Raw genomic sequence first — 26,243 nt, forward strand, 5'->3', positions numbered from 1 at the left:
TGGTAACGGCATACAAAAATATCTATATATTGATGTCGTTATTACTCTATTACTCGCCGTGCCAGCCATTGAAATAAATTGTAATTCCGATTTATTCGGTTATATTAGTTGTGTTATGCCACGTTAGCGATTGTTGTTATACCTTTTTATGAAGCCTTAGGACCTTATTGTTTGTAGCTTATATTCAACACACTTTTTAATCTGCGTATTTTTTAACCCTCAATGAATATTTCCACTTATGAAGAGCAAATTTACACTCCTCGCATGCCTCATGCTGTTACAGTCAAGTTTATGGGCGCAACAGGTTATCCTGCAAACTGATACCGCCAGCAACGGTAAGGTGAAATTTATGCGCCTGGACACAAAACAACGTCCTCAACCGGTCGCCAATGCTCAGGGTTTTATGAAGCAAACCCTGAAAATGTCATCAGATGATAGTCTGCGGCTGGATAAGGTGATTACAGACAAAGACCGTGATCATCTCCTGTATCAGCAGTATTATAAGGGGTACAAAGTGCCCACCGGTACCTATGCTGTACATTCACAGAACGGTATCATCGAATCAGCAAATGGCTTCTTTCAGAACATTGGCAAACCGTCTGTCCAGGTGAAAGTGGATGAAAAAACTGCCCTGAAAAATGCACTTAATTTCATTCATGCCAGAACTTACGGATGGGAAGATGAATTCACACAAAAAAGATATCAGGAAGTAACTAAAGATCCCAAAGCAACCCTTTACCCTAAAGGAGAACTGGTAATCAGCAGGGATGACAGTATTACTCACTCCTTCCGGCTGGCTTACAAATTTCACATCTATGCAGTAGTGCCGTTGAGTGATAACAACGTATATATAGATGCTATCACCGGAAATGTGATTGGAAGGGAGCAACTGATCCTGGACGCGAATACCGCCGGAACCGTCGCAACATTATACAGCGGTTCGCAAAGTGTTACCCTCGACTCTTACACCGGCGGTTTCCGTCTTAGGGAAACCAGGTCTGTTGGTGCACTCAGTGCACAGATACAGACACTGAACATGCAAAACGGAAGCAACTATTCGGCAGCAGTTGACTTCAGTAATGCAGCTACCAGCTGGACTACCGCCAATGCCGGTCAGGATGTACACTGGGGTACTGAGAAAGTGTTTGACTACTGGGCCTCTGTGAGAGGCCGGAATAGTTATGATAATCTGGGCGCTACATTATTTGGTTATGTACATGCAGATCTGCATGGAATTAACAGCCAGTTCTCCAATAATGATAATGCATTCTGGGACCCTACCATGCATAGTATGACTTACGGGGATGGAACTACTCAATTTAAAGCAGTCACCTCGCTTGATGTAATCGCCCATGAAATAGGTCATGGTATCTGTCAGTATACTGCCGGTCTTGCAGGTGGCGCCAGCGAACCGGGGGCGATGAATGAAGGTCTCAGTGATATATGGGGAGCTGTAATAGAATACTACGCATCGCCTTACAAACAAACCTGGCTGATAGGAGAAGAAATCATGAAAAACGGACAACCCTGCCTTCGCTCTATGGTTGATCCAAATTCATTATCTTATCCCGATACCTATCATGGTAGCTACTGGGACTACAATAATGAACCACATAAAAACAGTACTGTGATCAGTCACTGGTTTTACCTATTGAGTCAGGGTGGCAGTGGCACCAATGATCTTGGGAATAGTTATTCCGTAACAGCTCAGGGAATAACCATTGCTGCCAATATTATATGGAATGCAGAATCTACCGGTAAACTACAGCCCCAAAGTCAATATGCTGATGCACGGACAGCTACCATCAATGCCGCTACTGAGTTATATGGCGCGGGTAGTTGTCAGGTGAAAGCAGTGACCGATGCCTGGTATGCTGTAGGTGTAGGTGCAGCGCCACCTAATGCAAATCTGGTAATTTCCGGTGCGGCAGCCTTCTGTTCTTCCTCCACTTATACAGTAAGTGGTGTACCAGCCGGACAAACAGTTACATGGACCGCCTCACCTGCCGGGTACGTTACAATCAGTCCTTCCGGTAATTCTGTAACCTTAACGAAGACCGGCTCAGGCAATGTTACACTTACCGCCAGTTTGCCGAACTGTATTTTTGCTACAAAAGCTGTAAGTACAATGTCGATGATGAATGTTACCTATAACCAGAGCGGATCATGTAGCGGTGGATGGCAGGGCTGGAACGTCAATACCGCTCCCAATATGCCGCTTAACAATTATGTCTGGACTACCACAACTACATCCGGCAGTACAATTAATGTATATAGTCCCACTTCTCCATCCTCCTATGTGAGTGTATATGGTGGCGGTGGTGTTAATATTACAGCTACGAATGCCTGTGGTGAGACCGTGCATGATGGTGTAACGGTTTACAGTAGTTGTCCGCGTTCCCTGGTTTTTGCTGTATCCCCTAATCCTGCGGTAAGTACCCTGAATATACAGCCTAAACCGAATACAGACCCAATGGCTCAAAAACTAACAGTGGCTCCGCAGATTACTAACGTAAGTATTTACGATCAGATGGGGAATCTGTTAAGAAAACAGAAATACGCTAATGTAAATAATGCGCAGCTTAATGTCGGCGGACTCAGAACAGGTGTTTATTATTTAGAAATAGAATATGATAAAACTAAAGAAAGGCAACCGCTGATCATTGGTCAGCAATAGTGTCTGAGCTATATGTTGAAAAACAAGCCCGAGGACAAAAAATAAAAGCTGGTCTAAAAAATCAGCTTTTATTTTTCCTATAAAAACAATCTTCTAACATTCCCTTTACTTCAGCTGTTCCATAGTTTTTATCCCACCAAATAATCCATATTCTTCACGAAGAACCAGCATTAATTCTATACAAGTTCGATTGCTGACAAGGTAGTCGTAAACTCTTGATAGCATATTCCCAAGCAAAGCGTTGTACGAGCATGCGCGATTAGTTTAGAAAGGTCGTTATTTTGATGCGATTGGTGTATTGGGAGATTATTAATTGTTTGATAATCAAACATAATTGGTTCGAAAACTTACTGCTACTGGGCACTTAAATAGAAAATCCGCTGTACTAGCGGATTTTCTATTTAAGTCAGTTTAACTCAACTTATAACTCCTTCCTAATCAACCCAAAGTAAGTTCGAATCCTTGATTGGCCTTCAGAATATCGGTTGAATGATAAAGATCTCGTAACGCAGCGGAAGGGATGCTTTCTTAAATATCTAACGTCTTTGAATCATCGGAAAACCCACTTAAAATTACAGGAATATCATATGGGGTTAGTATGATGCCCCTTATCAACAGGTAGTGTAGTATACATTTTTATCCACTCTCTGATTTGCTCTTCATTCGCATTTAATCTACTGATATCGATGTTTACACTCAAATAACTATTGGAAAGTTTTAGTATCAAATAGGTACAGTTTCCAGTTTCCGAATCATGATAAGTAACAGTTTCAAAATCGACTATTGTATTCCACCTCATCATCTTTCCTTCATATTTCATACCATCGCTACTGATGAGTAAAACCACCTCTCCCCTTAATAAACAAATCCAGTTATATAAAGCCACTACAGAGGAAGTAATTAGCAATATCCACATTAAGCGCGTTTGTCCCCCGCAAATGTATATTAAAACTGAAGCCATGGTATATAACAGGCATCGGATCATTGCAGTAGTAAAGCGAACTGTTAGTTTTATTTCGTCATCTCGCATAGGGCATATTAATCTAGTGATTATTCTCAAACATGTAACAATTTGCCAACACTATTGATGTGGCATTCTGATGTTTAGAATAGGTTCGAATCCTCAAATACATTTTTATTAACCGTTATGCATTGAAGTTTATAAAGATTTGCAGCCATGATATTTTTATACGAACAGTTCGAAGGCTATTTTCTGAGAAAATCAGCTTTTTCGGGAATGTCGAAGTTGTGATGACTAAACATTTTAGCCCTGCCGTTGGCTCCCTAACATTCTTAATCCAGTTTGTACCCGGGATATTCAAATCTCAGCACAAGCCTGAGCCGTTCATTAGATGAAAAATAGATACTGAGCGTCTTTACAAATTGATTAGGATAGTAATAATAATCCGCCGTAAAAGGAGTGACCACCGCATTATTCGCTGTATTACCACTATTGCGCCAACTTCTGGAGTAGCTCTTTAATATTAACTGATCCGGATTCAACAGTTGATCGCTAATATTTTGCTCTCCACTTGAGGAAAACAAATGGGGGTTATCTCTCAATGCCAGAAACAACAAATAATCATGGTCTATAAACGCTTTTTGCTGAGATTTAGCATTATTATACGTAATTGTTGCAGAGCTCTCCGTATACGAGAAGGCATTAATCTCACGTACAACTCTGCTGGAATCCAATATTCCAGCAGCATCCCTAAAGTAATAAACATGTGCAAATACAACAGGGGTATCCTTTGGTATCGCAAACATCTTCACTTCACTGATCCTTCCATTTTTATCATAAAAAAACTTGCCATTTATTGTATCCGTGAGTGAACCATATTCTAATACGTGCATACTATCCATTCGGCCCAGAGCGTCGTAATGAAAATCATAATCCTCGTTATAAAAACCACCACGTGATCTCATTGTTAATGTCTCTACCCGCCCATTGGTATTATATCCAAACTGAGAATAAATACTATCATACAAGTAATCCAGACGTTTAGATATTATCTTATCAATACGTCCATCAGAGAGGTAATAAATACTATCACTCCAGGTATAAAATGCTATATTATTTGGATAAAAACCATAATATACTCTATTAGGTTTAGTGCTGATATCAACACTGTGATCATTTTTGTCTTTGCCACAGGCAGCTACAAATATTATAATCAGCAGTGCTATAGATCTGAGAAATTTAGGATTTGAAAACATACGTCAAAGATATAATAGGAAAGGATCTTTTCCTATGTTCACTATTTTAACAGACCTTTTTTACACAAAGCACTTATAATCAACATTAATTGGTTCGAAAACTTACCGCTACTGGGCACTTGGCGAAAAGCCGGAGATATTATCTCCGGCTTTTTTGTTTTTATGCTGCACTTATTGAAGTCCTCCCGACACCTTGATCCTGTCTCCTGTGATCCACCCTAAGATCAGAAAGAACACTAGGAATAAGCTATCATTTCCTATAGATGACGCAATAATGAAATCTGTATATCTGGCTTTAAGGGAAGCATCCTAAAAATGGACGCTTACTTTAATAGCCATAATTAATTTAAATTTGGAAGCTGTCTATGCTTCATTATATAATAATAACCGATGAGGTGATAAATTAGTAGAAAAATAGTTTGCTACCCCAAAAAACCTCGGAACATTTGCGTTTATTTAACTATCGTAAACGATTCATTGGGTGGTCACCCAAAGACATTTTTATAGTTGTTCATATACAAGCAAATTAATAACAGCAGCCGTTATCACATTTAATTCTAAATTCAAAAATTTCAGAGGTGACCTTTATTATATTTCCTTGTGGGGAGGTCCCACCTGCGGCAGCAAAGTAGATAATATGTATTTTTATACAAATATTGCATTGAATGAAATCAAAACTTCTAATCTCCTTTTTAGTAATTATTTTCAGCGTTACATGTAAGGCGCAGACCAAAGCAGCTCCGGATCAGAACATTATTATGTTAAAGCAGTTTTATACCAGTTATATTACTCAAGTCGCAAGCAGCGAGGGTACGGAGAAAAAACTGGATATAATCAAAAAGCGGTATTGTACAGCTAAATTGTTAAATAAAATAGATAAGGAAGAGCTGGATAGTGATCCTTTTATAGATGCACAGGATGCTGATATTGATTGGGTAAGGACATTGTTTGTAGGTAAGGATGCCCAAAAGCACGACGTATATATTGTATCTTATATGGACAATTACAACAAGAAGCGAACTGTGATTAAATTACAGGTAATAAATGCTAAAATAACTGCAATTCTGTAAATAAAAGTAAATATTGAAAAACGGCCAGGGTGTTATAGATATTCTCAGTGATGGATTTGTAACTTGTTTTAAAATACGGAAAGCTGTTGCTGTAGATTTTTTTGATTACACAGGTTCTTCGGAACTGGCATTTTGTAGCAAATGGATTCGGATTGAAACAAATTAAAGTCACGGCGCAATTTCCCAAACCGGCTGACGCAGTATACCTGTCACGTCAGAGTCGGACTTACACGACTGGATGAGTTATTTCTTTGAAAAGAGCATTGATGAGATTAAAAATAAAATTCCTTAATGAAGAAGATTCTTTTCATAATGCTGGTTTGCTGCTTTCCATTAATATCTATTGCACAAACTTCGTTAAACGGTTTCTACATTGGATTGGAAGAAATGTGTTCAACAGATAGTGCAGGGCTTAAAGAATGTTATACCGATCCCGGACATCCGGAAAGAAAGTGGTATCACCTGACGCAGATGACAATTCATGGCGACAGTATATTCTGGGATCAAAGCCCCATTTCTGTTTATAAAAAAGACACCTTGCATTCAGCATCGGATGGAGCTTTTTTCTATTACAAAGGAGCCTTTAACAGAAACAAAGATTTATTAACGATTAATTTCACTGAAATTAGTTGTGATTATTGTGCCACAGAAGTAATAACGCAAAGCGATGGTGCTGAGGTGGAAGTTAAAAGAACAAGACAGCTTGTAGCCACTGTGACAAATAAAGGAATTCTTATTAACGGGTATTTATTTACTAAGAGAAAGCCTAAACGTTTCCAATAAACAATCCAATGATTGGTAGTCCTGAACATTTTCATAAACTTGAAAAATCACTTGCACTCAAGTTGGGCCTTGCAGCATTTAAGAGTGGTCCCCAGGTAATAAGAAATGAACGCGGCTGGCGTGAAAACGATATTTCAATCGACTATATCTGGATGGTAACAGTAGACCATTTATATTTCGGGAAAGGCGGGATTTTTGCCATTAAGTATAATGAAAGCAGATTTCGTGAAAAGGTAAATCCAGGAGGGCTGGTACAGGGGATTTTCATTTATAAAGATGAAATTAGTCAAATCTACACTGAACCCGGTATTACTGATTTAAGGGGTATTTTCAACTTCAATTTATTTGAAGGCAGCAAAGGAATAGCTTTAGACGGAGTAAGTTATACTGTAAGAATATCCGGGCGTAATATTGATACATTTATAAGCCTCAATAACCCTGATACTGATTCCTGGAAAAATGGGAAGCAGAGATATGGGCGCTTGGCAACAGGATGGCCGCAGCATCTGAAAACAAAGAGATGATTGATTTATTCCAATAAATTAGTTTAATTCCTACATAACATCTTTATAATCAATATCATTTGGTTCGAAAACCTACCGCTACCGGGTACATAAATAGTAAACCCGCTCATAGAGCGGGTTTACTATTTATGTTTATTCAATCTTCTCAAATGCGCAGGTGCCAGCTTGATTATCCGATGTAATATATTGACAATAGTACCTATTCCCACGCCACGATGTTATCCTGACTTTAAAATATTCTATGTTCTCATTTATGGGTGGTGCTGATACATACTTTAGCCGATGTAACAGGTAGTCGCTGTCCGAAAGCCATTCGATTTTATATTCTGTGTCTGACTCGATCTGTTTATTCTCCTCTCTGGTCATGATAGCAGTTATATCATTTCCGTTAACATATTGGAAACGCCCCGTTTTAAAAATAGCAGGAGGTCTGCAATCACCAATCGGCAGAAGGTTGAACCAATTATCATCTGGGTTTTTATCAATTTTAATATCACGAAGAAAGGAAGTGGAGATATTACCTTTTGCATCACTTAGCAGTAAGTCCTTGCCATATAAAAGTCCCTGGTAAGGCAGAAAGCTTTTGAATATGGTTCTGCTTCCGGAGGGATACATGATCATAATACAATTTCCCGTCTCTTTATCGTAATAGTTGACTGTTTTACTTCCTAATGGTGATTCAGCAAGTACCCCGTAACAATTGAAGTTAGAAAACTGCAGGTCTTCTATCCGACTAAGCTTATAGCCCAATTTTTTGTATCCATAATCAATTGAAGAATAGCAATTTAATGCCAGGGACTCTAATTTTATGGGATCTGTTATTCTTTCTGCAGTATTGTTTTTGATCAAAACTGCATTGCCATTATTAAATACGGTCGTTGTATTCTCATAACGGAAGCTCATAACACTGATATAGTATTTATCAGATCCCTTTCTTTTTACAGAAAAATATAAAGTATCATTATCGCCGGTTATAATTTGCGATATGAATTCAGCCGATTTAACTGCTTTTAATTTTTTATCTCCTCCAGCATTGTCTATAGCTCTCTGTACAATTTCCTCCGCAGTTATTTTTGCATTAGTTTCTTTTTGCTGCGCAGCAGCAGTTACTGCATAAATTAACATGCCGAAAAAAAAACTCCATTTTATTTGTATACGCATAGGTCTTTGATTACAGAACTAATACAAGATAGGTGAAAGAACCGGACAATCTCTGCCAAGTACAGATTTACTGCCCGACAGATAAGCTGTATTGAAAAAATGGAATACTTTGATAAGCACTCTTTCGAATCAACCGCTTTATTGTTTCATAATAGTTACTTTCATGAAGCAATTATACAAAATAATTCACTCGAATGAGTTGGTTGATTTAAACTGTAAACGGGGAATTGATTTACAGGAAAACGGATCCCCTCAATCATATAAAGGTCTTTACTCTCATTTGCAAATACATCCGTACGATTTCAGCAATGTTACTATCAGATTTTGAAAAGACTATATCACTGGAATTATTAGTGTAATTGCGTGTATCAAGATATAAAAGGTTTCTTCCTCCTATTATAGGATTCAGTGCATTTCTGTTTGGAGATAATTGACTGCTATTCCATTTACAAATATTTCTGATCTTCTTTCGATATGACAAGTAGAATACTAATTTTCTGATCCTATCTAACATTAATCCACCAAACTATTCTCCATTTCCTCAATAGTAGGAAGCTGCGTTTTTAAATTTTCAGGAATAATCTCAGATAATTCAAAGGCGCTAACTCCAATAGGCTTATTCAAGTCACGAAGAGCATACTCTACTTCTATCTTATCTTTCATCCGACATAAAATAATACCAATAGACTTACTATCATCAGGATGCCTCAATTGACTATCTACACCAGATAAATAAAAGTTCAATTTACCAGCATATTCTGGTTTAAATTTCCCCGCTTTCAATTCAATTACTACATAACACCGAAGATGCAGATGGTAAAAGAGCAAATCAAGGAAATAATCAGCTTCGTTTATTTCTAATTTGTACTGACGGCCAACAAATGCAAACCCTTTTCCGAGCTCCAGCATAAAATCTGTTATTCTTTGGGTTAAGGCCTGTTCGATTTCACGTTCTTGTGCATCATCTTCCAATCCCAGAAAATCAAAATGATAAGGATCTTTTATATTTTCAACTGCAAGGTCTGATTGTGGTTTTGGAAGAGTTGCCGCGAAATTATGATCTGCCTTACCTAATCTCAAATGATAATTTCCATTTATATTTGCTTCCAAGGTATCTCGGGACCACCCGTTCTTATGAGTGGAATTCGCGTAAATAATAGCGATATCAATATCTTTAACCTTGGAAATCAGTAGTCTTTGATATGACCAGGGTAATTGTGCCACAGCCTGTGGCACAAATTCAAATTGTTGTGAAAAGAACAGGTACCACTGCCTTATGGTATATAGATTTCTCCGGGAGAAGCCATTTATTTGAGGAAAACTTGATTTTAAGTCAATTGCAAGCTGCTGAAGAAAGTTATCTCCCCACTTAAAATCTTTCTGGCGTGCTACAATTTCACGTCCCAAGTCCCAGTAAAGTTCAATCAGAACAACGTTGAAATTTTGAGCAGCTCTTAATTGAGCCTTCTGAACCTTGTATTTGATTTGCGAAAACCATTCCTGATATTCTTTATTCATAGTCAAACAATTGGATGAATTCTGCAAAAATAATCCTCTGCTGACTCCGGTAAGTTAACTTGATGTTAAACCCAGTAAATAGTATCAGGACTCCTAAGAAGATATTAATCTACATATTATCAATATCAATTAGTTTGAAAACATACTACTTCATGTATGAGAAGTAGCGATTTAAAAGCACTTCACTTTTAGTTTGGTACAAAACTTCATTAGAGTAAAGACCTTCAATTTACCACGCCCCCCGCTATTTCTTATACACGTTGTTGTGCGCTCGCTTTTTGTTTATTTCTGTAACGTCAATTTTTCTAAATTAATCATTCCACAATGAATTTCTTTATCGTTAATTCTATAAAAAGATTTCCCCCTTTTAGGCTGAGTCCTGTTCGCAAGGTACCATCTACTCCTCTATTAAAGAGCGTTACGACATAAAATGCACTTGATTCTTTGATTATGTGCTATGAAAAGCAAAGTCCCCAGACACTCACTGTCCGGGGACTTTTAACCTAAGTATTATAATTTGAAAAAACACCTGGGCTCATCACTATTCATCAGCCGAACTTGACCAGGTCCTTAAAGATCAGTTGACCCCAACTGTTTCCGCGCGCCTGCACAAGCAGTCCACCTTCCGAAAGCCCGCCAAGTTGGATTGGTGAAAAACCGAGATTTTCCGCAAGCGCACCAATCTCCGCTGCTGCGCCGTCATCGTCGCTCGCCAGGAACACGACTCTCCTGCCACCGTATACGGCCGGATCTTTGTCAAAGACGGCAGCAACTAAATGGTTGAAGCCCTTAACCAGTCTACCGCCAGTGAAGGCCTGCGCGACGAACCTGGAAGAAGGCAGTCCTCCCAGCTTCTCAGGGGGTACGCCGTAGGCATTTGTCACATCGACGATGGTCTTCCCCTGCCAGGTGGGCAGTGCCTTTGCGACATCCGGGTGCGATTCAAAACGCACAGCCAAAAAGATGACGTCCGCCTTGACAGCTTCCGCCAGTGTTGTGGGAATGATCTCGGGTCCGATCGCGGCCGCGGCGGATGCAAAGCTTTCCGGTGCGCGCGTGGTTGCGACCGATACTTCGATGCCGTTGCGGGCAAACGCCTTGGCCAGCGCCTTGCCGATATTGCCGAAGCCGACAATTGCGTAGCTCGCTACTTTGTTTTCTGCTTTACTCATTTTGAAAATTATTTTAATTAGCAGCTCGAGTTACAAACTCGTGCCCCGCGTGGGTTCAATTACTTAGCCAAATAGGTCATACCACCATCAACGAGGAGCTCAGCACCAAGCATAAAAGAGGAATCATCAGAGGCCAGGAAAACTGCTGTTTTACCAATGTCGGATGGTTGCCCAATCCTGCCTGTCGGCATTACACTTGCAAAGTGTGTTTTTACAGCTTCAATTTGTTCTGCGGGAACAAACTTTTCAAATGCTGGTGTATCTGTTGTACCTGGTGTTATTACATTTACTCTGATTTTTCTATCTAAAAGGTCGCTTGAAAATCCTTTTGCTAAATAGATTACAGCCGCTTTTGCAGCGCCATAAAGCGTAAAATTCGCATATGCCCGATGTGCAGCATTTGACCCGATAAGAATAATAGAACCACCATCATTCATATAGGGCAATGCTTTTTGAACAGTGAAGTAAACACTTTTCAGGTTTAAATCCATTGTCTTGTCATAGTCGGCTTCGCCAATAGTTGCCACAGTTCCTACAGCTCCACCACCCGCGTTGGCTACAATCACGTCTATTTTACCAAATTTTTCAGATGTTTCTTTAAACACTCTTTCCAGGTCGGCAAGGCTGGTTACATCGGCATTTATGGCTATAAAATTATCTCCAAGTTGAGCCACTGAACTATCCAAAGTTTCCTGATTTCTGCCGACAATAACTCCTTTAGCACCTTCATTTTTAAATTCCCGGGCAATGCCAAACCCAATGCCACTATTACCACCTGTGACAACTGCTACTTTATTTTTTAATCTACTCATTATTTCTTTTTTTAAGATTGAGTGACGAAGGTAGTCTCTGAAGGTTATTTTTAGTAACTTAGTGCTGAAAAATAACAGTAACATCGGTGTAACCAGGTAACATTATGGGGTGTAAAATAGAAGAGTTCCAACAGGAACAAAAGAAAAGAATGAGAGCCGTACAAGATTCAATGGACGCGCTGAACGGGAAATGGAAGATTCCGATTATTTCGTCTATTTGCTGTTACGGTAAAAGGCGATTTTCCGATATTTTGAATGATATAGAAGGACTTTCCAACAGAATGCTAAGTAAAGAACTAAAGGAATTAGAAATAAACCAGTTGGTTAAACGAACCGTTTTAGATACTCAACCAATAACAGTTCAGTATGAACTTACGGAACACGGCAATACGCTACAAACCATAATCAGCAATCTTACAGATTGGGGAAATGTACACCGAAAGAAAATTGTCGGGAAATAATGTTTGTTCTTTATTGGGTGTCGTCCAACCATCGCTGCTGGCAACCCCGTATCAGCTATTTGGCCAATATTTGAAGACTTCCATCCAGGTTGGGCAACGCCTGTATTATGGTTAATTCCCCGGTTCCCGGCTACTAAACGTCCCATAAGGAAGCACATCTGCCAGTCCTCGCCCGGAATGATCCGCGCAATATCTTCGGCAGACAATGCCGGCAGACCCTGCTTATCGCTGCGGCCCATTGCCGCAAAAAAATCCTTCACAGTCCGAACATTCTCTTGTGTTATTTTACTTCCTGATTGCAAAAAAAGGAGGCACTATATCTCCCTCTTACTTAGTTTTTTGTATGATCTTATTTTAATGGGTTAACCATACCCTGCACATTCAATCAACACCAATTGGTTCGAAAACTTACCGCTACCGGGCACAAAAAATGCAAAACCCGCTCTTAGAGCGGGTTTTGCATTTTTTGTGCTATTTTACTTTATTTTATCAATGGTCAATAAGCCAATTTATTTTTCTATGACATAACCATTGTTTGAACTGACTGTCGACGCAAATCGGAGCTATTACAAACTTAATCGCAAAAAGGATAAAGAGGGCAGAGTTTCAACTTAGCTTTTTTGATAGATTCGTAACTAACTTCAAACTCTTCGGTATTGTTGCTTTTAGGTGTCTGTGCACCTTTGATTTCTGTTAACAATGTCCGGTAGCGTTCAAGGATCTTAGCCAGATTTTTACTTGATCCATCGTGCTGGTACGCCTCTGTTGCTTTCTGCGTTAAGAAATCAAACGCCTTATTCGCGTTATCGTTAATAACGATATTCGCCAATATCTCACGTTTGGCTTCAGCCAGCTTTACATTCAATGAATCTTTGGATTGTGCTTTGGTTTGCAGGCAGAAAAGCAGCAGGAATCCACATAATAGTTTGTACATCTTCATAAGATTTAGTTAAAAAGGAATTAAATAAGTGCTGTACAAGCAGACCCAATAGTAGCGTCTGGTGTTTTACTTTGGACAAGCATTTAATCCCTGAAGTTGTAAAAATACCAACTACCTGGTAGTTTTACAAACTGCCTTGCCAGATCGTGTTCCAAACTTTAGGATTTAATTAACGGCCTGCATAATTGGTTTGTCGCCACATAATAGCCGCATTAACCAGTGAATTTAATCTCAGCGTCACATAACTTGTTAAAAATCAGTGCCAACTGCTTAGGAGATCTGGCGGGTCGTTCAACCTGACACATAGTGCCGACATTCACAGACCTCGTAAAATGTCATAGCTTTGCAATTACATAAATATGCGAAAGATATATTAACTATCATGATAGATTTATCTCATGCTGAGAATCAAATTCACTGTGTCACGAATTTTCAAGACCTTGTTTCTACGCCATTTAGTGGAGAAATTAATGCGGTTTGCTGGACTCGTAAACTAACAGGTGATTTTTCTGAGATCGTTAAAAAGGTAGCCCTAAGCGGAAATATAACGGCAATTGAACCAGAGGAACTTTGTGAACTTCAGTTGAGTGAACAAGGGCAACTTGCCCGTGAAATTCTTTTAAATGACCTGAAGGTATTGAACGCTCATGGCGCATCGCCAATCCTTAATGTGATCAAATACTATGATCGGGATGATACCTACCCTTTTTTTCCAACCGATGTTTATTCTTTTCATGTAGATCGCTCTCCTATACCAATCAATACCTTTTTATGCACTTACTATGGCGAGTCGAGTGAAATATTGCCAAATTCACAAGGCAAAAAGAAAGTACTTATTCCAGAAATACGTAATGAACTCAAAAAGCTATATCATGGAGCAGATGAAGGATTTGAATCATTCTTAAGTGAAAATTTCTTTGATCTACACTATCAGGCCAAACCTAATGCACGTCCAATAAGCTTAGGCCTTGGTCATTTATGGAGGTTGGCGGTTGATCATCCTGAAAGTCAGGTTCCTCCTTGTATTCACCGTGCACCAAAGGAAAAATCCGGACAGAATAGGTTGTTGATGATCTGTTGAACAGTATGATACACCTTCACGGATTATAATAAAACCCTATGTAAAGTAGCATTGAACAGGTATTGATAAGGTTCATCCTACGTTCGCAACGTAGGATGAACGTAGGATGAACCTTATCAATACCTGTTCTTAACAATACTTCTTAGAATCTGAATACCTGTTAAAGTGTCTTATCGATTAGAAACACTATTCTTCCATATATTAAAAGCACTGCCCCTCCTTGTTTTTATCGTAGTCATAATTTCCGGCCAGGAATAACTTACCTTTAGCGTTTTAAATATTAGGAATGACATTACCTGCACTGAAACAAGATCTGATAGACAGATGGTTAACTGTTTACGATGAATATGAACTTAGAAAGGAGATGAAGGATACATCTGTGAAGATGGTGTATGCAGAAACAATCCGATTTGGCTTAGATAAATATACTAAAGAGAAATTCCCCGCACAAGGCCCTCTTTCTGCAGAAGAGCGCCCGGAACATAGTTATGCTTACGGACTGGATGCATTAGGGAAGCCCTGTTTTTCCATGTTTGAAGAGCAGAAAAATTATTACACGTATACAGATTCACTGATAGAGTATGTGGAGTATAATCAGAATTCGCCCATTCCATCCAGTTTACAACGCGTGATATATGAAGGTGACAGAAAAGTTGGTTTTCAGTCAATCATACTGAATGATATAAATACTCGTCAGTTCGCGGGAATGACGGGTAAGCCCATCCTGACCAAACTGTTGAAAGAGGCCTCCTCAGTAATCTGTATAATTGAATCATATGATTACAAAGAAGACCGCATCATCAATGCTGATTGCCTGCATATCATGCCGGGCGTAGGTGAATATTCCCTGCGTAAAAAATATAATTATAATTCTACTGGCGAACTGGAAGAAATAATAAATGTATTTGGTGACAAACGTACTTCTTATGATTATGTAAAAATACCATCAAACATTACACTACAGCAACTCTCAGAGCAAGTATCTTCATTAATTGCTGAGGATATTATTAAAACACTTGCAGATGAAGATTTAAAAGAACCGTTAGGTATTTTAGAAATCAACTACCAGGAAATAGGGGATTATAGCCCTGTGTTGACAATCTATTCAGAAAAAGAACAAAAGAAAATAGAAAAATCAGCCGACAGATTAACGGAATTACTTGCAAATGATGAAAGAGATTACTATATCGACCTTTCTGCAAATACGCATGAACGCTTACTTGTTGCTTTTATGCAAGAAGTAGAAGAACTCGAAGATTTTTCACTGGCTGAATCTATGATCAGGAAAGTAGCATGTTTATTGAATGCCAGTAAGCTGAATAATGAAGTTACTACAGGCGCTAAATTTATGGCTTATTCAGTAGATTGGAGCATAGGCCCTGAAGACTTTTCAACACTTTTAGCCGAGTGCGGGTTACCGGAAAACATCGTTAAGGAATGGAGAAGTTAAGGTATAGAACAGACTGTATCATAATAATTGTTGTTTGATGTATCTTACGATCCTAACTTATTAATAATCAACATATTTTTGTTCGAAAACCAGAAGAGACATAACTGGATAAATACTTCCTGCACCGATTTTGAATCTTTTCCTTAAAATATCTCCCCCGCTGCTTTGAACGTATTACAATGTGCATTTACAATATCTTTTATCCGGGTAGAATACCCTCCACCCATAGCTACTGCACAGGGAATACCATGCTTCTTCAGTGTGTTAAACACCAGTTCATCCCTTTGCAAACAACCCTGCGCAGAGACTTTTAATTTCCCATACCGGTCTGTTTCAAGAATATCCACGCCGGAGAGATAAAATACAAAATCAGGCTTCACTTTATTAATCAACACAGGCAGGCAATCCTGTAAAGTTTTCAGATAATCATTATCATTCATCCCATCGGGGAGAGGTACATCCCAGTCAGAAACCTCTTTATGAAAAGGATAGTTATGATCACCATGCATACTGAAAGTATACACCTGTTCATTACCCATAAAAAGCGCCGCAGTACCATTTCCCTGATGTACATCTAAATCTATGATCAATATTTTTTTTACAAGATGCTGAGAGAGTAAATAATTGGAAGCAATGGCAAAATCATTTAGCAGGCAGAAGCCTTCACCTCTGTCTGCAAAAGCATGATGTGTGCCGCCAGCTACATTTAACGCTACACCATGTTCCAGTGCATGTAATGCACAGTCAATTGTACCACGGGAAATAGTGATCTCACGTAATGTTAATGCAGGGGATTGTGGTAACCCTATCCGTCTTTGTTCTTTATCTGATAATGTTTGTTGTTGTAACTGACGCCAGTAATGAAGTGTATGTGTTTGCAGAATAATATCTTCTTCCAGTGGAGCGGGTTTTATGATCTGATTCTCTGTGATAATCCCTTCGCGTAATAACTGTGCTGGTATCAGTTCATATTTTACCATCGGGAAACGATGACCTTCAGGCAAAGGATGTGCATATATCGGATCGTAGGCTATCAGCATAAAATTAATTCACTTTTAAAACAGTGTTTTCAGCAATCACAAACACCGCTTCATCTTCTTCCGGTTCTAGCATAGCCAGACCGGTAAACATCCCGAAAGCAGGAAGAATACTACAGTTCCTGCCAAAATAAAAACATGGTAACCGTAACCGTTGCCTGCCGGCGCCAGCTACTGCGATCCCCGGATGTAAATGACCGGAGAAAGTATATCCATCCGAACTATCGCAAGGCTCATGCACAAAATGTATTGCTCTGATAGAAAGCGTATCGTACACTTCTACATTCATCGCCTCATAAAGATGCGCACCTAAAATATCATGATTTCCTTTCACCAGTTTAAAACTGATATGCGCAAACTGCTGACGCCACAATTTAAAATAAGGCACATCATTATTCTCGGAACTATGGAACATATCACCCACAATAATCACCTGTACAGGATTATATGCGGTAATCAGCAATTGCAAACGATAAAGGTCATCCTGACCAATATTCGCAGGAACAGGAATCCCTGCTTTTCTGAAATGGGTAGATTTACCAAGATGAAGATCTGATACGATCAACGCCTGTTCTTCCTGCCAGAAGATGGCCCGGTGGGCAGATAAATGCCAGGTCTGTTCCTGGAAATTGTAAATCACATCCTCCATATATTAAAACTGTGGCCGCATTTTTTTAATCCTGTCCGCCAGTTTCTCACTGGTCAGGCTCTCCCTTAAACTATCCACTTTAATAGGAAAGCAGAAAGGAGTCAATTGCGCAGGTTCTGTAATGATAATTTTATTATTGTAGATCCGCTCCAGGCTTTCCCGCAAACGGGCTTCTTCCATCTGGTAAAAGAAAGCCTCACTAAACGCTTGTCGCAGTAAGAGATTCTGCGGGTCATAATCCCTGAAAACATTAAACAGTAAAGATGCAGATGATTGTAAATGCCGGTTCGCTTTATGCTTACCCGGATAACCCTGAAATATCAATCCTGCAATCACCGCAATATCCCGGAATTTACGCCTTGCCATCTCCGTCGCATTCACACTGGTCTGCAGATCTGTACTCAGGTTCTCCAGAGAGAAAAGTTCATGTACATCTTCATCCGTTACCGGTATTTCCTGATCAGAAAGCAACTCAAATCCATAATCATTCATCGCAATGGAGAAAGTAATCGGCTGACGTTTACTGATCCTGTAAGCCAGCAAAGTAGCCATTACTTCATGTACCAGTCGCCCTTCAAAAGGATATACAAAAAGATGGAACCCATCCTGTGTATTAATCTTCTCTACCAGTAGTTCATCATCTTTAGGCACATGAGAAAGGTTCTCCTGCAGATTAAATAAAGGCTGCAGGATCTTCAGCTCCGGCTCTGTCGTATTTCCGGACATCGCCTCACTAAACGTACGGCGAAGTACACTCCCTAAATTAGCGGATAAAGGTAATCGTCCGCCCATCCAGCTGGGTATGATCGCCCGCTTGGCTTTGGATTTGCGTACGAGGGCAGTCATATCCTTGATCATCACAAATTCAAGCGTATGCCCTGCTAAACTAAACGCATCTCCGGGTTGTAACCGTGCAATAAATCCTTCTTCTATCACACCGATGAAACCACCGCTGATGAACTTTACTTTCAGCATGGCATCACTCACAATTGTCCCTATATGCAGGCGGTGCCGCAACGCCAGTTGGCGACTCCGGCAAATATAAAAGTCATCTTCTCTTTCCAGCTTTTTGAACTCATCATAGCTATACAACGCTTCTCCACCTGTAGTAAGAAAGGAGAGGGTCCATTGCCATTCTTCTTCCGTCATATCACGGAAGCAAAAGGTGCCGGTGATTTCTTCCCATATTTCAGCCCCATGAAAACCATCTGAAATACCCAGCGTCATTAAGTATTGTATCAGCACATCAAACGCCAGCAGCACCGGCATACGGCTCTCTACCAGTTGTTCCTTCATAGCAGCCTTCAACGCTGCCGCTTCCACCAGTTCCAAACTATGCGTGGGCAGGAACCATATCTTGCTTACAGCTCCCGGCTGATGACCGCTACGCCCTGCTCTCTGCAGGAAACGCGCAACGCCTTTTGGACTACCCACCTGTATCACAGTATCTACCGGGCGGAAGTCCACGCCTAAATCCAGACTGGAAGTACATACCACTGCTTTGAGAATACCTTCGTGGAGGGCATCTTCCACCCATACCCGCAGTTCCATATCTATAGAGCCGTGATGCAGGGCGATAGCGCCTGCCAGTTCAGGACATTGCCGTAATATTTCGTGGTACCAGATTTCTGTTTGAGAACGTACGTTGGTAAAAATGAGCGTTGTCTTGCTGTTGAGAATAATAGGCAGCGCTTTAGGCAGTAATTTGGTGCCTAAGTGTCCTGCCCAGGGATACTTCTCAATTTCATCCGGCAGTATGCTTTGCAGTTCGATCTGCTTATCAAGTCTTGCACGCACAATTACTGCTGTAGGATCAGGTTTACCCAGCAATACGTCCAGGGCTTCATCCAGGTTCCCGATGGTCGCTGAAATGCCCCATACCCGCAAGGGCGCCCGGCCTTTGGCCAGTCCCCGAAGCCTGCTGAGGCCAAGTTCCACCATCACGCCACGTTTGCTACCCAGCAGTTCATGCCACTCATCAGCCACTACAGTGGTCAGTGTTGTAAATACTTTGGGATAATCTTTCTGTCCCAGTAATAAGTGCAGGCTTTCCGGTGTGATAATCAGGATCTCCGGCATCTGCTTTTTCTGCTGTTGCCGGGTAGACACAGGTGTATCACCACTGCGTATACCTACCTGCCAGGGCATATCGAGTTCCTCTAATACTTCAATCATTGCACGTGCAATGTCTTTGGCCAGCGCCCTCAGCGGGGTGATCCATAACATTTGCAGGCCATTCTTAGTTTTTTGTTTGTAGTCTTTTGGGTGTTGATTGATCCAGTCGATCACTGAACCCAGGAAAAGAGAGAATGTTTTACCATAACCGGTAGGGGCATTCACCAGGCCCGACCGCCCCTGAATATAATGTTCCCAGGCTTCTTCCTGGAATACAAAGGGCTGCCTGTCATGAGCAGCCAGCCATTCTGTTATCACTTGCCATCCGCGCGCTTTATTTTTCATCAGTGTATGAAATTATGAAAAATCAGCGAGCAATATGATGTGGCGCGGGAAATAACGCTACACTATTATCTCATTTAATATAACATTATCCTTTTGTACATCCAGTTTATGCATCACCCCACATTTCAGTGCATAGTTATTCTTCTGATGCCCTACAGGGAAATTAAAGCAGACGGGATATGTACAATCCTTTACTTTTTCCATCACGATATCCGCGACAGTCCTGCCGAATTCTTCTCCGGGATCATCTGGCCTCAACCGGTTAAATCCACCGATGATCAGTCCTGCGAGGTTATCCAGTTTGTGAGATCTTTGCAGGTTGTTTAACATACGATCGAGGTTGTACATATATTCACCCACTTCTTCCAGGAACAGTATTTTACCAATGGTATTCGGCTCGGAATTGGTAGCGGCAATACTTTGTATCATAGAAAGATTACCGCCTATTAAAATACCGCTGGCAGTGCCAATACGGTTGTTGGGATCTGCAGGAAGGGAATATTGCATCCGCTGTCCGGTAAGGGCCTGTTTGATAGATAAGATCGTTTCCTGTACTATAGGTTCTGCTTTGCTGAAATCATCCGGGAAACTGTTGCACATTTTAGAATGTAAAGTAGCAATGCCAAACAGGCGGTTGATATGACAATGAAGCACTGTAATATCACTGAATCCAATCACCCATTTAGGGTATTGTATAAAGTTGGAGAAGTTAAGCTGATCAATGATACGCGCACTGCCATAACCGCCTCTGGCGCACATGATCGCTTTGATGGAAGGGTCATCCAGCATGGCCTGTAAATCCTGTTGTCTTTCTGTATCCGTACCGCCAAAAGAGAAATCGCGCTTATTCACAGTACTGCCTGCACGTATTTTAAACCCCCAGCTTTCCATGATGCGGATAGCCGGTGTGATTTCTTCCAGTGTAATATGTCCGGCAGGGGCAGTGATACCGATGGTGTCACCTGGTTGCAGGTAGGAGGGCATCAGGGCTGCTGCTTCGGGAATACCTATACGCGCTGCCATTGCAGGCACTTTCGAAAAAGAAGGATATGCTAATCCCGTAACAGCCAGCGCAGACAGGAAATACTTACGATTCATACAATTAATGTAAGCATTATTTATATAAAAATGAATGGCCTGTTTTTTGTCTTAATACCTACATGAAGAACCTGTATTTTTTACTTACTTTCCTGATAACGGCCGTACAGCCGGTCATTGCACAAACAGCGTGGAGAATTGAACCCGGTAAATACATAGGGAACACTAAACTGGGGGTTTCCGGAGAAGAATTAGGCAAACAACTGGGACACCCGGACGGTGGTGACGCTGCCATGGGAAAAGCATGGAGTATCTGGTATAGCCATAAAGCAGACAATAGTTTAGATTCCAGCCGTTACCTCGCGGTATATTTATCGATAGGCGCAGTAGGTAGTGGTAATGAAGGTATGCACGTAAAGCAGGTCCGTATTAACACCGCTTCTTTTAAAACAAAGGCCGGTATTAAAGTAGGCAGCTCATATGCCAGTGTGAAGAAAGCATTCCCTCATATCAGCCGTGCAGCTGTTTATGAAGATACAATGCGCCATAAACGCCTTGAGTTATATGATGATGTTAAAGGAGGAATTGCGTTTGAAATAGCGGGAAAGGTTTGTACCGCAGTAACAGTGCATGAAAGCGGAGAAAGTATGAATACTTATATCCAGTTTCCGGGTTATGAAGGATACATAAAGCGCTAGTACACTACCCGGTGGGTAGCTTTGATCACGGACATCACGAACACACTTTCCATGTGGCGGATATTATCCAGTTCGCCCAGTTTGTTCACGTTAAATTCGTGGTAGGCATACATGTCTTTTACCTGCACTTTCAGCATGAAATCAAACTCTCCGGAGATATTCAGGCATTCCATTACTTCAGGAAAAGCAATGATCTCTTTGATGAACTTTCCACCTGCTTTTTTACCATGTTCCTTCAGGGAAATGTAACAGAGTACGGTAAGGGCTTTATCAATCTTGCTGGGGTCTATGATCGCTGCATACTGACGGATCACGCCTGCCTGTTCCATTTTACGGATGCGTTCATAAACGGGAGTAGCACTCAGGTTAAGACGTGCTGCCAGATCGCGGATCGTCATTTTTGCATCTTCTTCCAGCAGTTGCAGGATGGCAATGTCCTTCTCGTCCAGTGTGATGTTCTCAGTGGTACTTTCCTTTTTATTATTTCCCAGGTTCATAAGAGTATAGAATAATGTTCCAATAATAAAGCAAAAATAAGTACAATATACTAATTACCGAGGAGAATTGTGCAATTTTAGGAGGATTTAAATAAATCACACAATTTTCATGCGCAAAAAAAAAGAGGGACCTAAGCCCCTCTTCTCAAAATATAATAAGATAATTAATTCTTCACGTTCATCTTGATGTCATTGCTATCCCCCTTCTGAATAATGTAAATATTCTTATTCTCGAAGTAATCAGGAGTTGGTTCTCCTTCTTTCAGATAAACAGGCTGATAATTAAAATCGCTGAATATTTTCTTTGAAGGATCATTGATATTGCTATTAAAATAAACACCTTTATCTGATAACTGTTTTACAAAATACCATGTCAGCTCAAAGCCTTTAAACGCCATATCAGAAGGGCGGGATTTATACACTCTCTTAAAATAATCAGTGATATAACGGCTGTATGCATCGGTTTTATCATTGAAATAAGGAGAGGAATAATAGATCTGCATACCCTTAAACTCAGGCTCTTTGAACTTCATGATATCCCATGTAGGCATACCAAATACCTGGATAGGGTAAGTGGGCATCTGCACACTTAACTTACGCATGATATCTTTAGCGCTGGTTTCATCCAGTGCGGTCACCACACAAAGATTCGGACGGTCTGCAATTAAATACTGAGCTAATTCAGCGTCCGTTGTTGCATCACTCCAGATCACTTCCCGCAGACGGGACTTCTTAGGATTGGTGGTCTTCTCATAGTCTGCTTTGAAATCAGCTACCAGGTGTTTTTCCAGCGGAGTGTTATGAGAGAGTATCAGAATATTCTTAGTAGCAAAAGCATCCTGTAAGTACTGCTGTATCGCTTCGCAATGCGTTTTCAGCAGACTGTTGGTAATGAGCAGGAAAGGATTGCTGTTAATGCCACCATCATTCGGATAGGTAGCAGATACCAGGTTAATCTGTTTTTCCCTGGCTACATCGCTCAGCTCTTTCAGTTCCGGAGTTCCTACAGCTGCAATGATCAGGTCCGTAGAATCCAGTGCTTTATTATGAAATAACGTCTGGGGATTATTTTGTCTTGCTTTGCTGTCGTACACAACAACATTCAGTTTAACACCCTGTATTTGCAGACTGTCAAGCGCCAGTTGTACGCCTTCGTAAAAGTCAAGCCCGGGTAACACATAACGGGGCAGGGTACGCCCGGGTATTTCGGTCGTATTGGAAAATACGGAATCAAGATACAGTGGAGAAAAGAGTGCAATGTTGTAGGCATCTTTTTTTACTTCACGACCAAAAGCAGGCACATTGAACGGAGCTGCTTTTTCTTCTTTTTTACCGTTGTCTTTCTTTACTTCCTGAACAGGTTTCGATACAGTTGGCGGCGGCATATTTGTCGTTTTACTGCTCTTTCTGGTAGTGGAACAGGCAGACAACAAAACAGCCAGCACGCATGCAGCAATAAGATGGCTGCATATTTTGGATTTACTCATAGCGATCATTAAATTACAAAAATCATTCCCAACAAACATATTACAAAGAAAGCCCCGTCCGGAGCTTCCTTTGTAATATCAAAAACTATTCCCACTCAATAGTAGCAGGCGGCTTGGAGCTGATGTCGTACACCACTCTGTTAATACCTTTCACTCTGTTTATAATATCGTTGGACATTTTTGCCAGGAATTCATATGGAAGATGTGCCCAGTCGGCAGTCATTCCATCCGTAGAAGTTACCGCACGTAATGCAATGGTAAATTCATACGTTCTTTCATCGCCCATTACACCTACACTCTGTACCGGAAGAAGGATAGTACCCGCCTGCCATACTTTGTCGTAGAGTCCCGCATCACGCAGTCCGTCTATATATATGGCGTCCGCTTCCTGCAGCATCGCTACTTTATCCGGCGTGATATCACCCAGAATACGGATAGCCAGACCAGGGCCCGGGAACGGATGACGGCCCAGGAATACTTCACTGATGCCTATCTCACGGCCTACACGCCTTACTTCATCTTTAAAAAGGAAACGTAATGGTTCTACCAGGCCCATCTTCATCTTTTCCGGTAATCCACCTACGTTGTGATGGGATTTAATAGTCACGGAAGGACCATTTACAGAAACAGACTCGATTACATCAGGATAGATAGTACCCTGTCCCAGGAAAGAAATATCCTGTAACTGGGTAGATTCCTGCTGGAATACCTCAATGAAGAGGCGGCCGATGATCTTACGTTTTGTTTCAGGATCACTCACCCCTTTCAGTTCACCGTAAAAGAGTTCTTGTGCATTCACTCCTTTTACGTTCAATCCCATATGTTTATATGAGTCCAGTACAGTCGCATATTCATCTTTACGAAGCAGTCCGTTATCCACAAATACGCAATACAGGTTTTTACCTATTGCTTTGTGGATCAGTTCTGCCGCTACAGTAGAATCTACCCCTCCGCTCAGGGCCATCACTACTTTCTTATCACCTACCTGGTTCCTGATCTTTTCTATAGTCTCCTGTACAAAAGCAGCAGGGGTCCAGTCCTGTTTGCAACCGCAGATATGTACCAGGAAGTTGCGCAACAGCAGCTTACCTTCCAGGGAATGTGTTACTTCCGGATGGAACTGCAGGCCCAGCAGCGGATTTGCAGCTATTTTATCTGCCTTGAAGGCTGCTACGGGAATGGTATCCGTAGTGGCGATCACTTCAAAACCGGCCGGCAGTTTCACGATAGAATCTGAATGGCTCATCCATACCTGGCTGCGGGGAGAGATATCGTATAATAACTTTTCTTCCCTGTTGTCGTGCTCCATGAAAGCACGGCCATATTCACGGATAGTACTTTTAGCTACTTCTCCGCCAAAATTTTTAGCCATCAGCTGGGCGCCATAGCAAACCCCCAGTACCGGAACTTTAGCCGCCATGGCTGCAATATCTACCGAAGGAGCCTGTGCATCGTTCACAGAGAACGGGCTGCCTGATAAAATAATGCCTTTAATCGTATCATCCCATTGTACCGGTTGAAGACAAGGTTTGATTTCACAATAAATATTCAGCTCCCTGATGCTACGTGCAATCAATTGCGTATACTGGGAGCCAAAATCGAGGATTAGTATCTTTTCTGTCATGGTGGTGCAAAGATAAAGGCCTAATATCAAATCCCAAGTCTGAAAATAAGAATAGTCTTACACAATCGAAAATTTAATAATATGATTACTATGCATGGCATTGTCAATCAGTTTTGTATTTTCGGGCCGTTATCCGCCATTTTAAAGACCCATAAATATTATCTAATGAAGCATTTATCTTACGCTACATCGTTGATCCTGTTTGCCCTGACCCTGTTTTCCTGTGATGGAAGACATATAAAAGGCAGTGGCCACGTAACTACAGCAACCAAAAACGTAGGAAGTTATAAAACAGTGTCAGTACACTCCTCTGTGGACGTATACGTGACCCAGGGCCCGGAAGCTGCCGTGGTGATAGAGGCAGAGGACAATATCATTCCTTATATCATAATTGAAGAGGATGGGGGTGAATTGTCTATCAGGCAAAAAAACAATACCTCTTATAGTACGTCTCATCCCATTAAGATAAAACTGACAGCGCCTGATATCACCGGGCTGAATCTGACCAGCTCCGGTAGTATCCATCTGGTAAATACGATTGATAATGAGGAATCTGTAACTTTGAGCGTAACCGGCAGCGGTGAAATCAAAGGAAATATCCATACTCCGGAAGTAAAGGCAAATATTACAGGATCCGGCGATATGACCATTACCGGAGAAACCAGGGACATAGAGTATGAAGGTACCGGTAGCGGGGATTTCAGGGCAAAAGGACTGAAGGCGGAGAATGCCACAGTAAGCCTCACCGGCAGCGGCGATGCTGACATCAACGCCAGCGCAAAACTGGAGGCTAATACCACCGGTTCCGGAGACGTGAATTATTATGGCAATCCGCAGGTGACTTCCAACAAGACCGGATCCGGTGACGTTCACAAAAAAGGTTAAAT

Annotated in this window: 23 protein-coding genes; 9 read left to right on the forward strand and 14 right to left on the reverse strand. The window is 41.0% G+C overall.

The features are described 5' to 3' along the window. Positions 1-238 precede the first annotated feature (238 nt). Positions 239-2,677, forward strand: coding sequence for a M4 family metallopeptidase (locus GO495_RS02260; protein ID WP_157298076.1), 2,439 nt, complete (start codon positions 239-241; stop codon positions 2,675-2,677). Positions 2,678-3,260: 583 nt separating this feature from the next. On the opposite strand, the gene GO495_RS02265 is transcribed toward GO495_RS02260, so the two are convergent. Further along, entirely contained in the window at positions 3,261-3,593 is a 333-nt protein-coding gene (locus GO495_RS02265) for a hypothetical protein (protein ID WP_157298077.1), read from the reverse strand. A gap of 377 nt (positions 3,594-3,970) precedes the next feature. Then, the gene (locus GO495_RS02270; protein ID WP_157298078.1) at positions 3,971-4,894 is read right to left on the reverse strand and encodes a hypothetical protein; all 924 of its coding nucleotides are present in this window, start codon (positions 4,892-4,894) and stop codon (positions 3,971-3,973) included. A gap of 665 nt (positions 4,895-5,559) precedes the next feature. On the opposite strand from GO495_RS02270, the gene GO495_RS02275 reads away from it, so the two are divergent. From GO495_RS02275 to GO495_RS02285, 3 genes are all read left to right on the forward strand, one after another. Beyond that, positions 5,560-5,964: a DUF3828 domain-containing protein gene (locus GO495_RS02275; RefSeq protein WP_157298079.1), complete on the forward strand. Its 405-nt coding sequence runs from the start codon at positions 5,560-5,562 to the stop codon at positions 5,962-5,964. A gap of 291 nt (positions 5,965-6,255) precedes the next feature. After that, the gene (locus GO495_RS02280; RefSeq protein WP_157298080.1) at positions 6,256-6,747 is read left to right on the forward strand and encodes a hypothetical protein; all 492 of its coding nucleotides are present in this window, start codon (positions 6,256-6,258) and stop codon (positions 6,745-6,747) included. Between the two features lie 8 nt (positions 6,748-6,755). Further along, positions 6,756-7,271: a hypothetical protein gene (locus GO495_RS02285; protein WP_157298081.1), complete on the forward strand. Its 516-nt coding sequence runs from the start codon at positions 6,756-6,758 to the stop codon at positions 7,269-7,271. Between the two features lie 132 nt (positions 7,272-7,403). Here the strand turns inward: GO495_RS02285 and GO495_RS02290 are convergent, their stop codons facing one another. From GO495_RS02290 to GO495_RS02305, 4 genes are all read right to left on the reverse strand, one after another. Beyond that, positions 7,404-8,432 carry a hypothetical protein gene (locus tag GO495_RS02290; RefSeq protein ID WP_157298082.1) on the reverse strand — a complete coding sequence of 343 codons (1,029 nt, stop codon included), beginning with the start codon at positions 8,430-8,432 and terminating at the stop codon, positions 7,404-7,406. Between the two features lie 513 nt (positions 8,433-8,945). Beyond that, entirely contained in the window at positions 8,946-9,950 is a 1,005-nt protein-coding gene (locus GO495_RS02295) for a PDDEXK nuclease domain-containing protein (RefSeq protein WP_157298083.1), read from the reverse strand. Positions 9,951-10,498: 548 nt separating this feature from the next. Then, complete coding sequence (locus tag GO495_RS02300) at positions 10,499-11,122, reverse strand: NADPH-dependent F420 reductase (protein ID WP_157298084.1); 624 nt, start codon at positions 11,120-11,122, stop codon at positions 10,499-10,501. 59 nt (positions 11,123-11,181) lie between these two features. Next, a complete protein-coding gene (locus GO495_RS02305; RefSeq protein ID WP_157298085.1) occupies positions 11,182-11,934 on the reverse strand; it encodes an SDR family NAD(P)-dependent oxidoreductase in 753 nt (250 codons plus the stop codon). Between the two features lie 104 nt (positions 11,935-12,038). Between GO495_RS02305 and GO495_RS02310 the strand changes: the two genes are divergently transcribed. Further along, positions 12,039-12,395 carry a winged helix-turn-helix transcriptional regulator gene (locus GO495_RS02310; RefSeq protein ID WP_157298086.1) on the forward strand — a complete coding sequence of 119 codons (357 nt, stop codon included), beginning with the start codon at positions 12,039-12,041 and terminating at the stop codon, positions 12,393-12,395. Positions 12,396-12,969: 574 nt separating this feature from the next. Here GO495_RS02310 and GO495_RS02315 read toward each other — a convergent pair. Further along, positions 12,970-13,329 (reverse strand): hypothetical protein, encoded by a 360-nt coding sequence (locus GO495_RS02315; RefSeq protein ID WP_157298087.1) that lies wholly within the window; start codon positions 13,327-13,329, stop codon positions 12,970-12,972. Between the two features lie 388 nt (positions 13,330-13,717). Between GO495_RS02315 and GO495_RS02320 the strand changes: the two genes are divergently transcribed. Continuing rightward, positions 13,718-14,416: a hypothetical protein gene (locus GO495_RS02320; RefSeq protein ID WP_157298088.1), complete on the forward strand. Its 699-nt coding sequence runs from the start codon at positions 13,718-13,720 to the stop codon at positions 14,414-14,416. A gap of 286 nt (positions 14,417-14,702) precedes the next feature. Next, entirely contained in the window at positions 14,703-15,866 is a 1,164-nt protein-coding gene (locus tag GO495_RS02325; RefSeq protein WP_157298089.1) for a hypothetical protein, read from the forward strand. Between the two features lie 143 nt (positions 15,867-16,009). Here GO495_RS02325 and GO495_RS02330 read toward each other — a convergent pair whose 3' ends face one another. The 4 genes from GO495_RS02330 to GO495_RS02345 are packed head-to-tail and all read right to left on the reverse strand — an operon-like array spanning position 16,010 to position 21,110. After that, positions 16,010-16,906, reverse strand: a complete 897-nt coding sequence (locus tag GO495_RS02330) for a histone deacetylase family protein (protein WP_157298090.1) — start codon at positions 16,904-16,906, stop codon at positions 16,010-16,012. Positions 16,907-16,910: 4 nt separating this feature from the next. Further along, positions 16,911-17,552, reverse strand: a complete 642-nt coding sequence (pdeM, locus tag GO495_RS02335) for a ligase-associated DNA damage response endonuclease PdeM (RefSeq protein ID WP_157298091.1) — start codon at positions 17,550-17,552, stop codon at positions 16,911-16,913. Positions 17,553-17,555: 3 nt separating this feature from the next. Further along, on the reverse strand, positions 17,556-20,012 hold the full coding sequence (locus tag GO495_RS02340; RefSeq protein ID WP_157298092.1) for a ligase-associated DNA damage response DEXH box helicase: 2,457 nt from the start codon (positions 20,010-20,012) through the stop codon (positions 17,556-17,558). A 57-nt stretch (positions 20,013-20,069) separates the two neighbouring features. Next, positions 20,070-21,110: a S66 peptidase family protein gene (locus tag GO495_RS02345; RefSeq protein ID WP_157298093.1), complete on the reverse strand. Its 1,041-nt coding sequence runs from the start codon at positions 21,108-21,110 to the stop codon at positions 20,070-20,072. 62 nt (positions 21,111-21,172) lie between these two features. Here GO495_RS02345 and GO495_RS02350 point away from each other — a divergent pair, with 62 nt between their 5' ends. Continuing rightward, positions 21,173-21,748 carry a hypothetical protein gene (locus GO495_RS02350; protein WP_157298094.1) on the forward strand — a complete coding sequence of 192 codons (576 nt, stop codon included), beginning with the start codon at positions 21,173-21,175 and terminating at the stop codon, positions 21,746-21,748. Here the strand turns inward: GO495_RS02350 and GO495_RS02355 are convergent. The 3 genes from GO495_RS02355 to guaA all read right to left on the reverse strand — a co-directional run bounded on the left by GO495_RS02355 (position 21,745) and on the right by guaA (position 25,356). Beyond that, positions 21,745-22,245, reverse strand: a complete 501-nt coding sequence (locus tag GO495_RS02355) for an Lrp/AsnC family transcriptional regulator (protein ID WP_089779360.1) — start codon at positions 22,243-22,245, stop codon at positions 21,745-21,747. The two genes, GO495_RS02350 and GO495_RS02355, sit on opposite strands and share 4 nt — an antisense overlap. Positions 22,246-22,409: 164 nt before the next feature. Then, positions 22,410-23,732 (reverse strand): ABC transporter substrate-binding protein, encoded by a 1,323-nt coding sequence (locus GO495_RS02360; RefSeq protein WP_157298095.1) that lies wholly within the window; start codon positions 23,730-23,732, stop codon positions 22,410-22,412. Positions 23,733-23,817: 85 nt separating this feature from the next. Then, on the reverse strand, positions 23,818-25,356 hold the full coding sequence (gene guaA / locus GO495_RS02365; protein ID WP_157298096.1) for a glutamine-hydrolyzing GMP synthase: 1,539 nt from the start codon (positions 25,354-25,356) through the stop codon (positions 23,818-23,820). 165 nt (positions 25,357-25,521) lie between these two features. On the opposite strand from guaA, the gene GO495_RS02370 reads away from it, so the two are divergent. Beyond that, positions 25,522-26,241: a head GIN domain-containing protein gene (locus tag GO495_RS02370; RefSeq protein ID WP_157298097.1), complete on the forward strand. Its 720-nt coding sequence runs from the start codon at positions 25,522-25,524 to the stop codon at positions 26,239-26,241. Positions 26,242-26,243 lie beyond the last annotated feature (2 nt).

The organism is Chitinophaga oryziterrae (assembly GCF_009758125.1).
In the GTDB taxonomy this organism is placed as follows: Bacteria; Bacteroidota; Bacteroidia; order Chitinophagales; family Chitinophagaceae; genus Chitinophaga; species Chitinophaga oryziterrae.

Bases quoted from the DNA above. Each gene is read 5' to 3' on its own strand.
- GO495_RS02260 (WP_157298076.1), top strand. From the start codon at position 239: ATGAAGAGCAAATTTACACTCCTCGCATGCCTCATGCTGTTACAGTCA.
- GO495_RS02265 (WP_157298077.1), bottom strand. From the start codon at position 3,593: ATGTGGATATTGCTAATTACTTCCTCTGTAGTGGCTTTATATAACTGG.
- GO495_RS02270 (WP_157298078.1), bottom strand. From the start codon at position 4,894: ATGTTTTCAAATCCTAAATTTCTCAGATCTATAGCACTGCTGATTATA.
- GO495_RS02275 (WP_157298079.1), top strand. From the start codon at position 5,560: ATGAAATCAAAACTTCTAATCTCCTTTTTAGTAATTATTTTCAGCGTT.
- GO495_RS02280 (WP_157298080.1), top strand. From the start codon at position 6,256: ATGAAGAAGATTCTTTTCATAATGCTGGTTTGCTGCTTTCCATTAATA.
- GO495_RS02285 (WP_157298081.1), top strand. From the start codon at position 6,756: ATGATTGGTAGTCCTGAACATTTTCATAAACTTGAAAAATCACTTGCA.
- GO495_RS02290 (WP_157298082.1), bottom strand. From the start codon at position 8,432: ATGCGTATACAAATAAAATGGAGTTTTTTTTTCGGCATGTTAATTTAT.
- GO495_RS02295 (WP_157298083.1), bottom strand. From the start codon at position 9,950: ATGAATAAAGAATATCAGGAATGGTTTTCGCAAATCAAATACAAGGTT.
- GO495_RS02300 (WP_157298084.1), bottom strand. From the start codon at position 11,122: ATGAGTAAAGCAGAAAACAAAGTAGCGAGCTACGCAATTGTCGGCTTC.
- GO495_RS02305 (WP_157298085.1), bottom strand. From the start codon at position 11,934: ATGAGTAGATTAAAAAATAAAGTAGCAGTTGTCACAGGTGGTAATAGT.
- GO495_RS02310 (WP_157298086.1), top strand. From the start codon at position 12,039: ATGGGGTGTAAAATAGAAGAGTTCCAACAGGAACAAAAGAAAAGAATG.
- GO495_RS02315 (WP_157298087.1), bottom strand. From the start codon at position 13,329: ATGTACAAACTATTATGTGGATTCCTGCTGCTTTTCTGCCTGCAAACC.
- GO495_RS02320 (WP_157298088.1), top strand. From the start codon at position 13,718: ATGATAGATTTATCTCATGCTGAGAATCAAATTCACTGTGTCACGAAT.
- GO495_RS02325 (WP_157298089.1), top strand. From the start codon at position 14,703: ATGACATTACCTGCACTGAAACAAGATCTGATAGACAGATGGTTAACT.
- GO495_RS02330 (WP_157298090.1), bottom strand. From the start codon at position 16,906: ATGCTGATAGCCTACGATCCGATATATGCACATCCTTTGCCTGAAGGT.
- pdeM (WP_157298091.1), bottom strand. From the start codon at position 17,552: ATGGAGGATGTGATTTACAATTTCCAGGAACAGACCTGGCATTTATCT.
- GO495_RS02340 (WP_157298092.1), bottom strand. From the start codon at position 20,012: ATGAAAAATAAAGCGCGCGGATGGCAAGTGATAACAGAATGGCTGGCT.
- GO495_RS02345 (WP_157298093.1), bottom strand. From the start codon at position 21,110: ATGAATCGTAAGTATTTCCTGTCTGCGCTGGCTGTTACGGGATTAGCA.
- GO495_RS02350 (WP_157298094.1), top strand. From the start codon at position 21,173: ATGAAGAACCTGTATTTTTTACTTACTTTCCTGATAACGGCCGTACAG.
- GO495_RS02355 (WP_089779360.1), bottom strand. From the start codon at position 22,245: ATGAACCTGGGAAATAATAAAAAGGAAAGTACCACTGAGAACATCACA.
- GO495_RS02360 (WP_157298095.1), bottom strand. From the start codon at position 23,732: ATGAGTAAATCCAAAATATGCAGCCATCTTATTGCTGCATGCGTGCTG.
- guaA (WP_157298096.1), bottom strand. From the start codon at position 25,356: ATGACAGAAAAGATACTAATCCTCGATTTTGGCTCCCAGTATACGCAA.
- GO495_RS02370 (WP_157298097.1), top strand. From the start codon at position 25,522: ATGAAGCATTTATCTTACGCTACATCGTTGATCCTGTTTGCCCTGACC.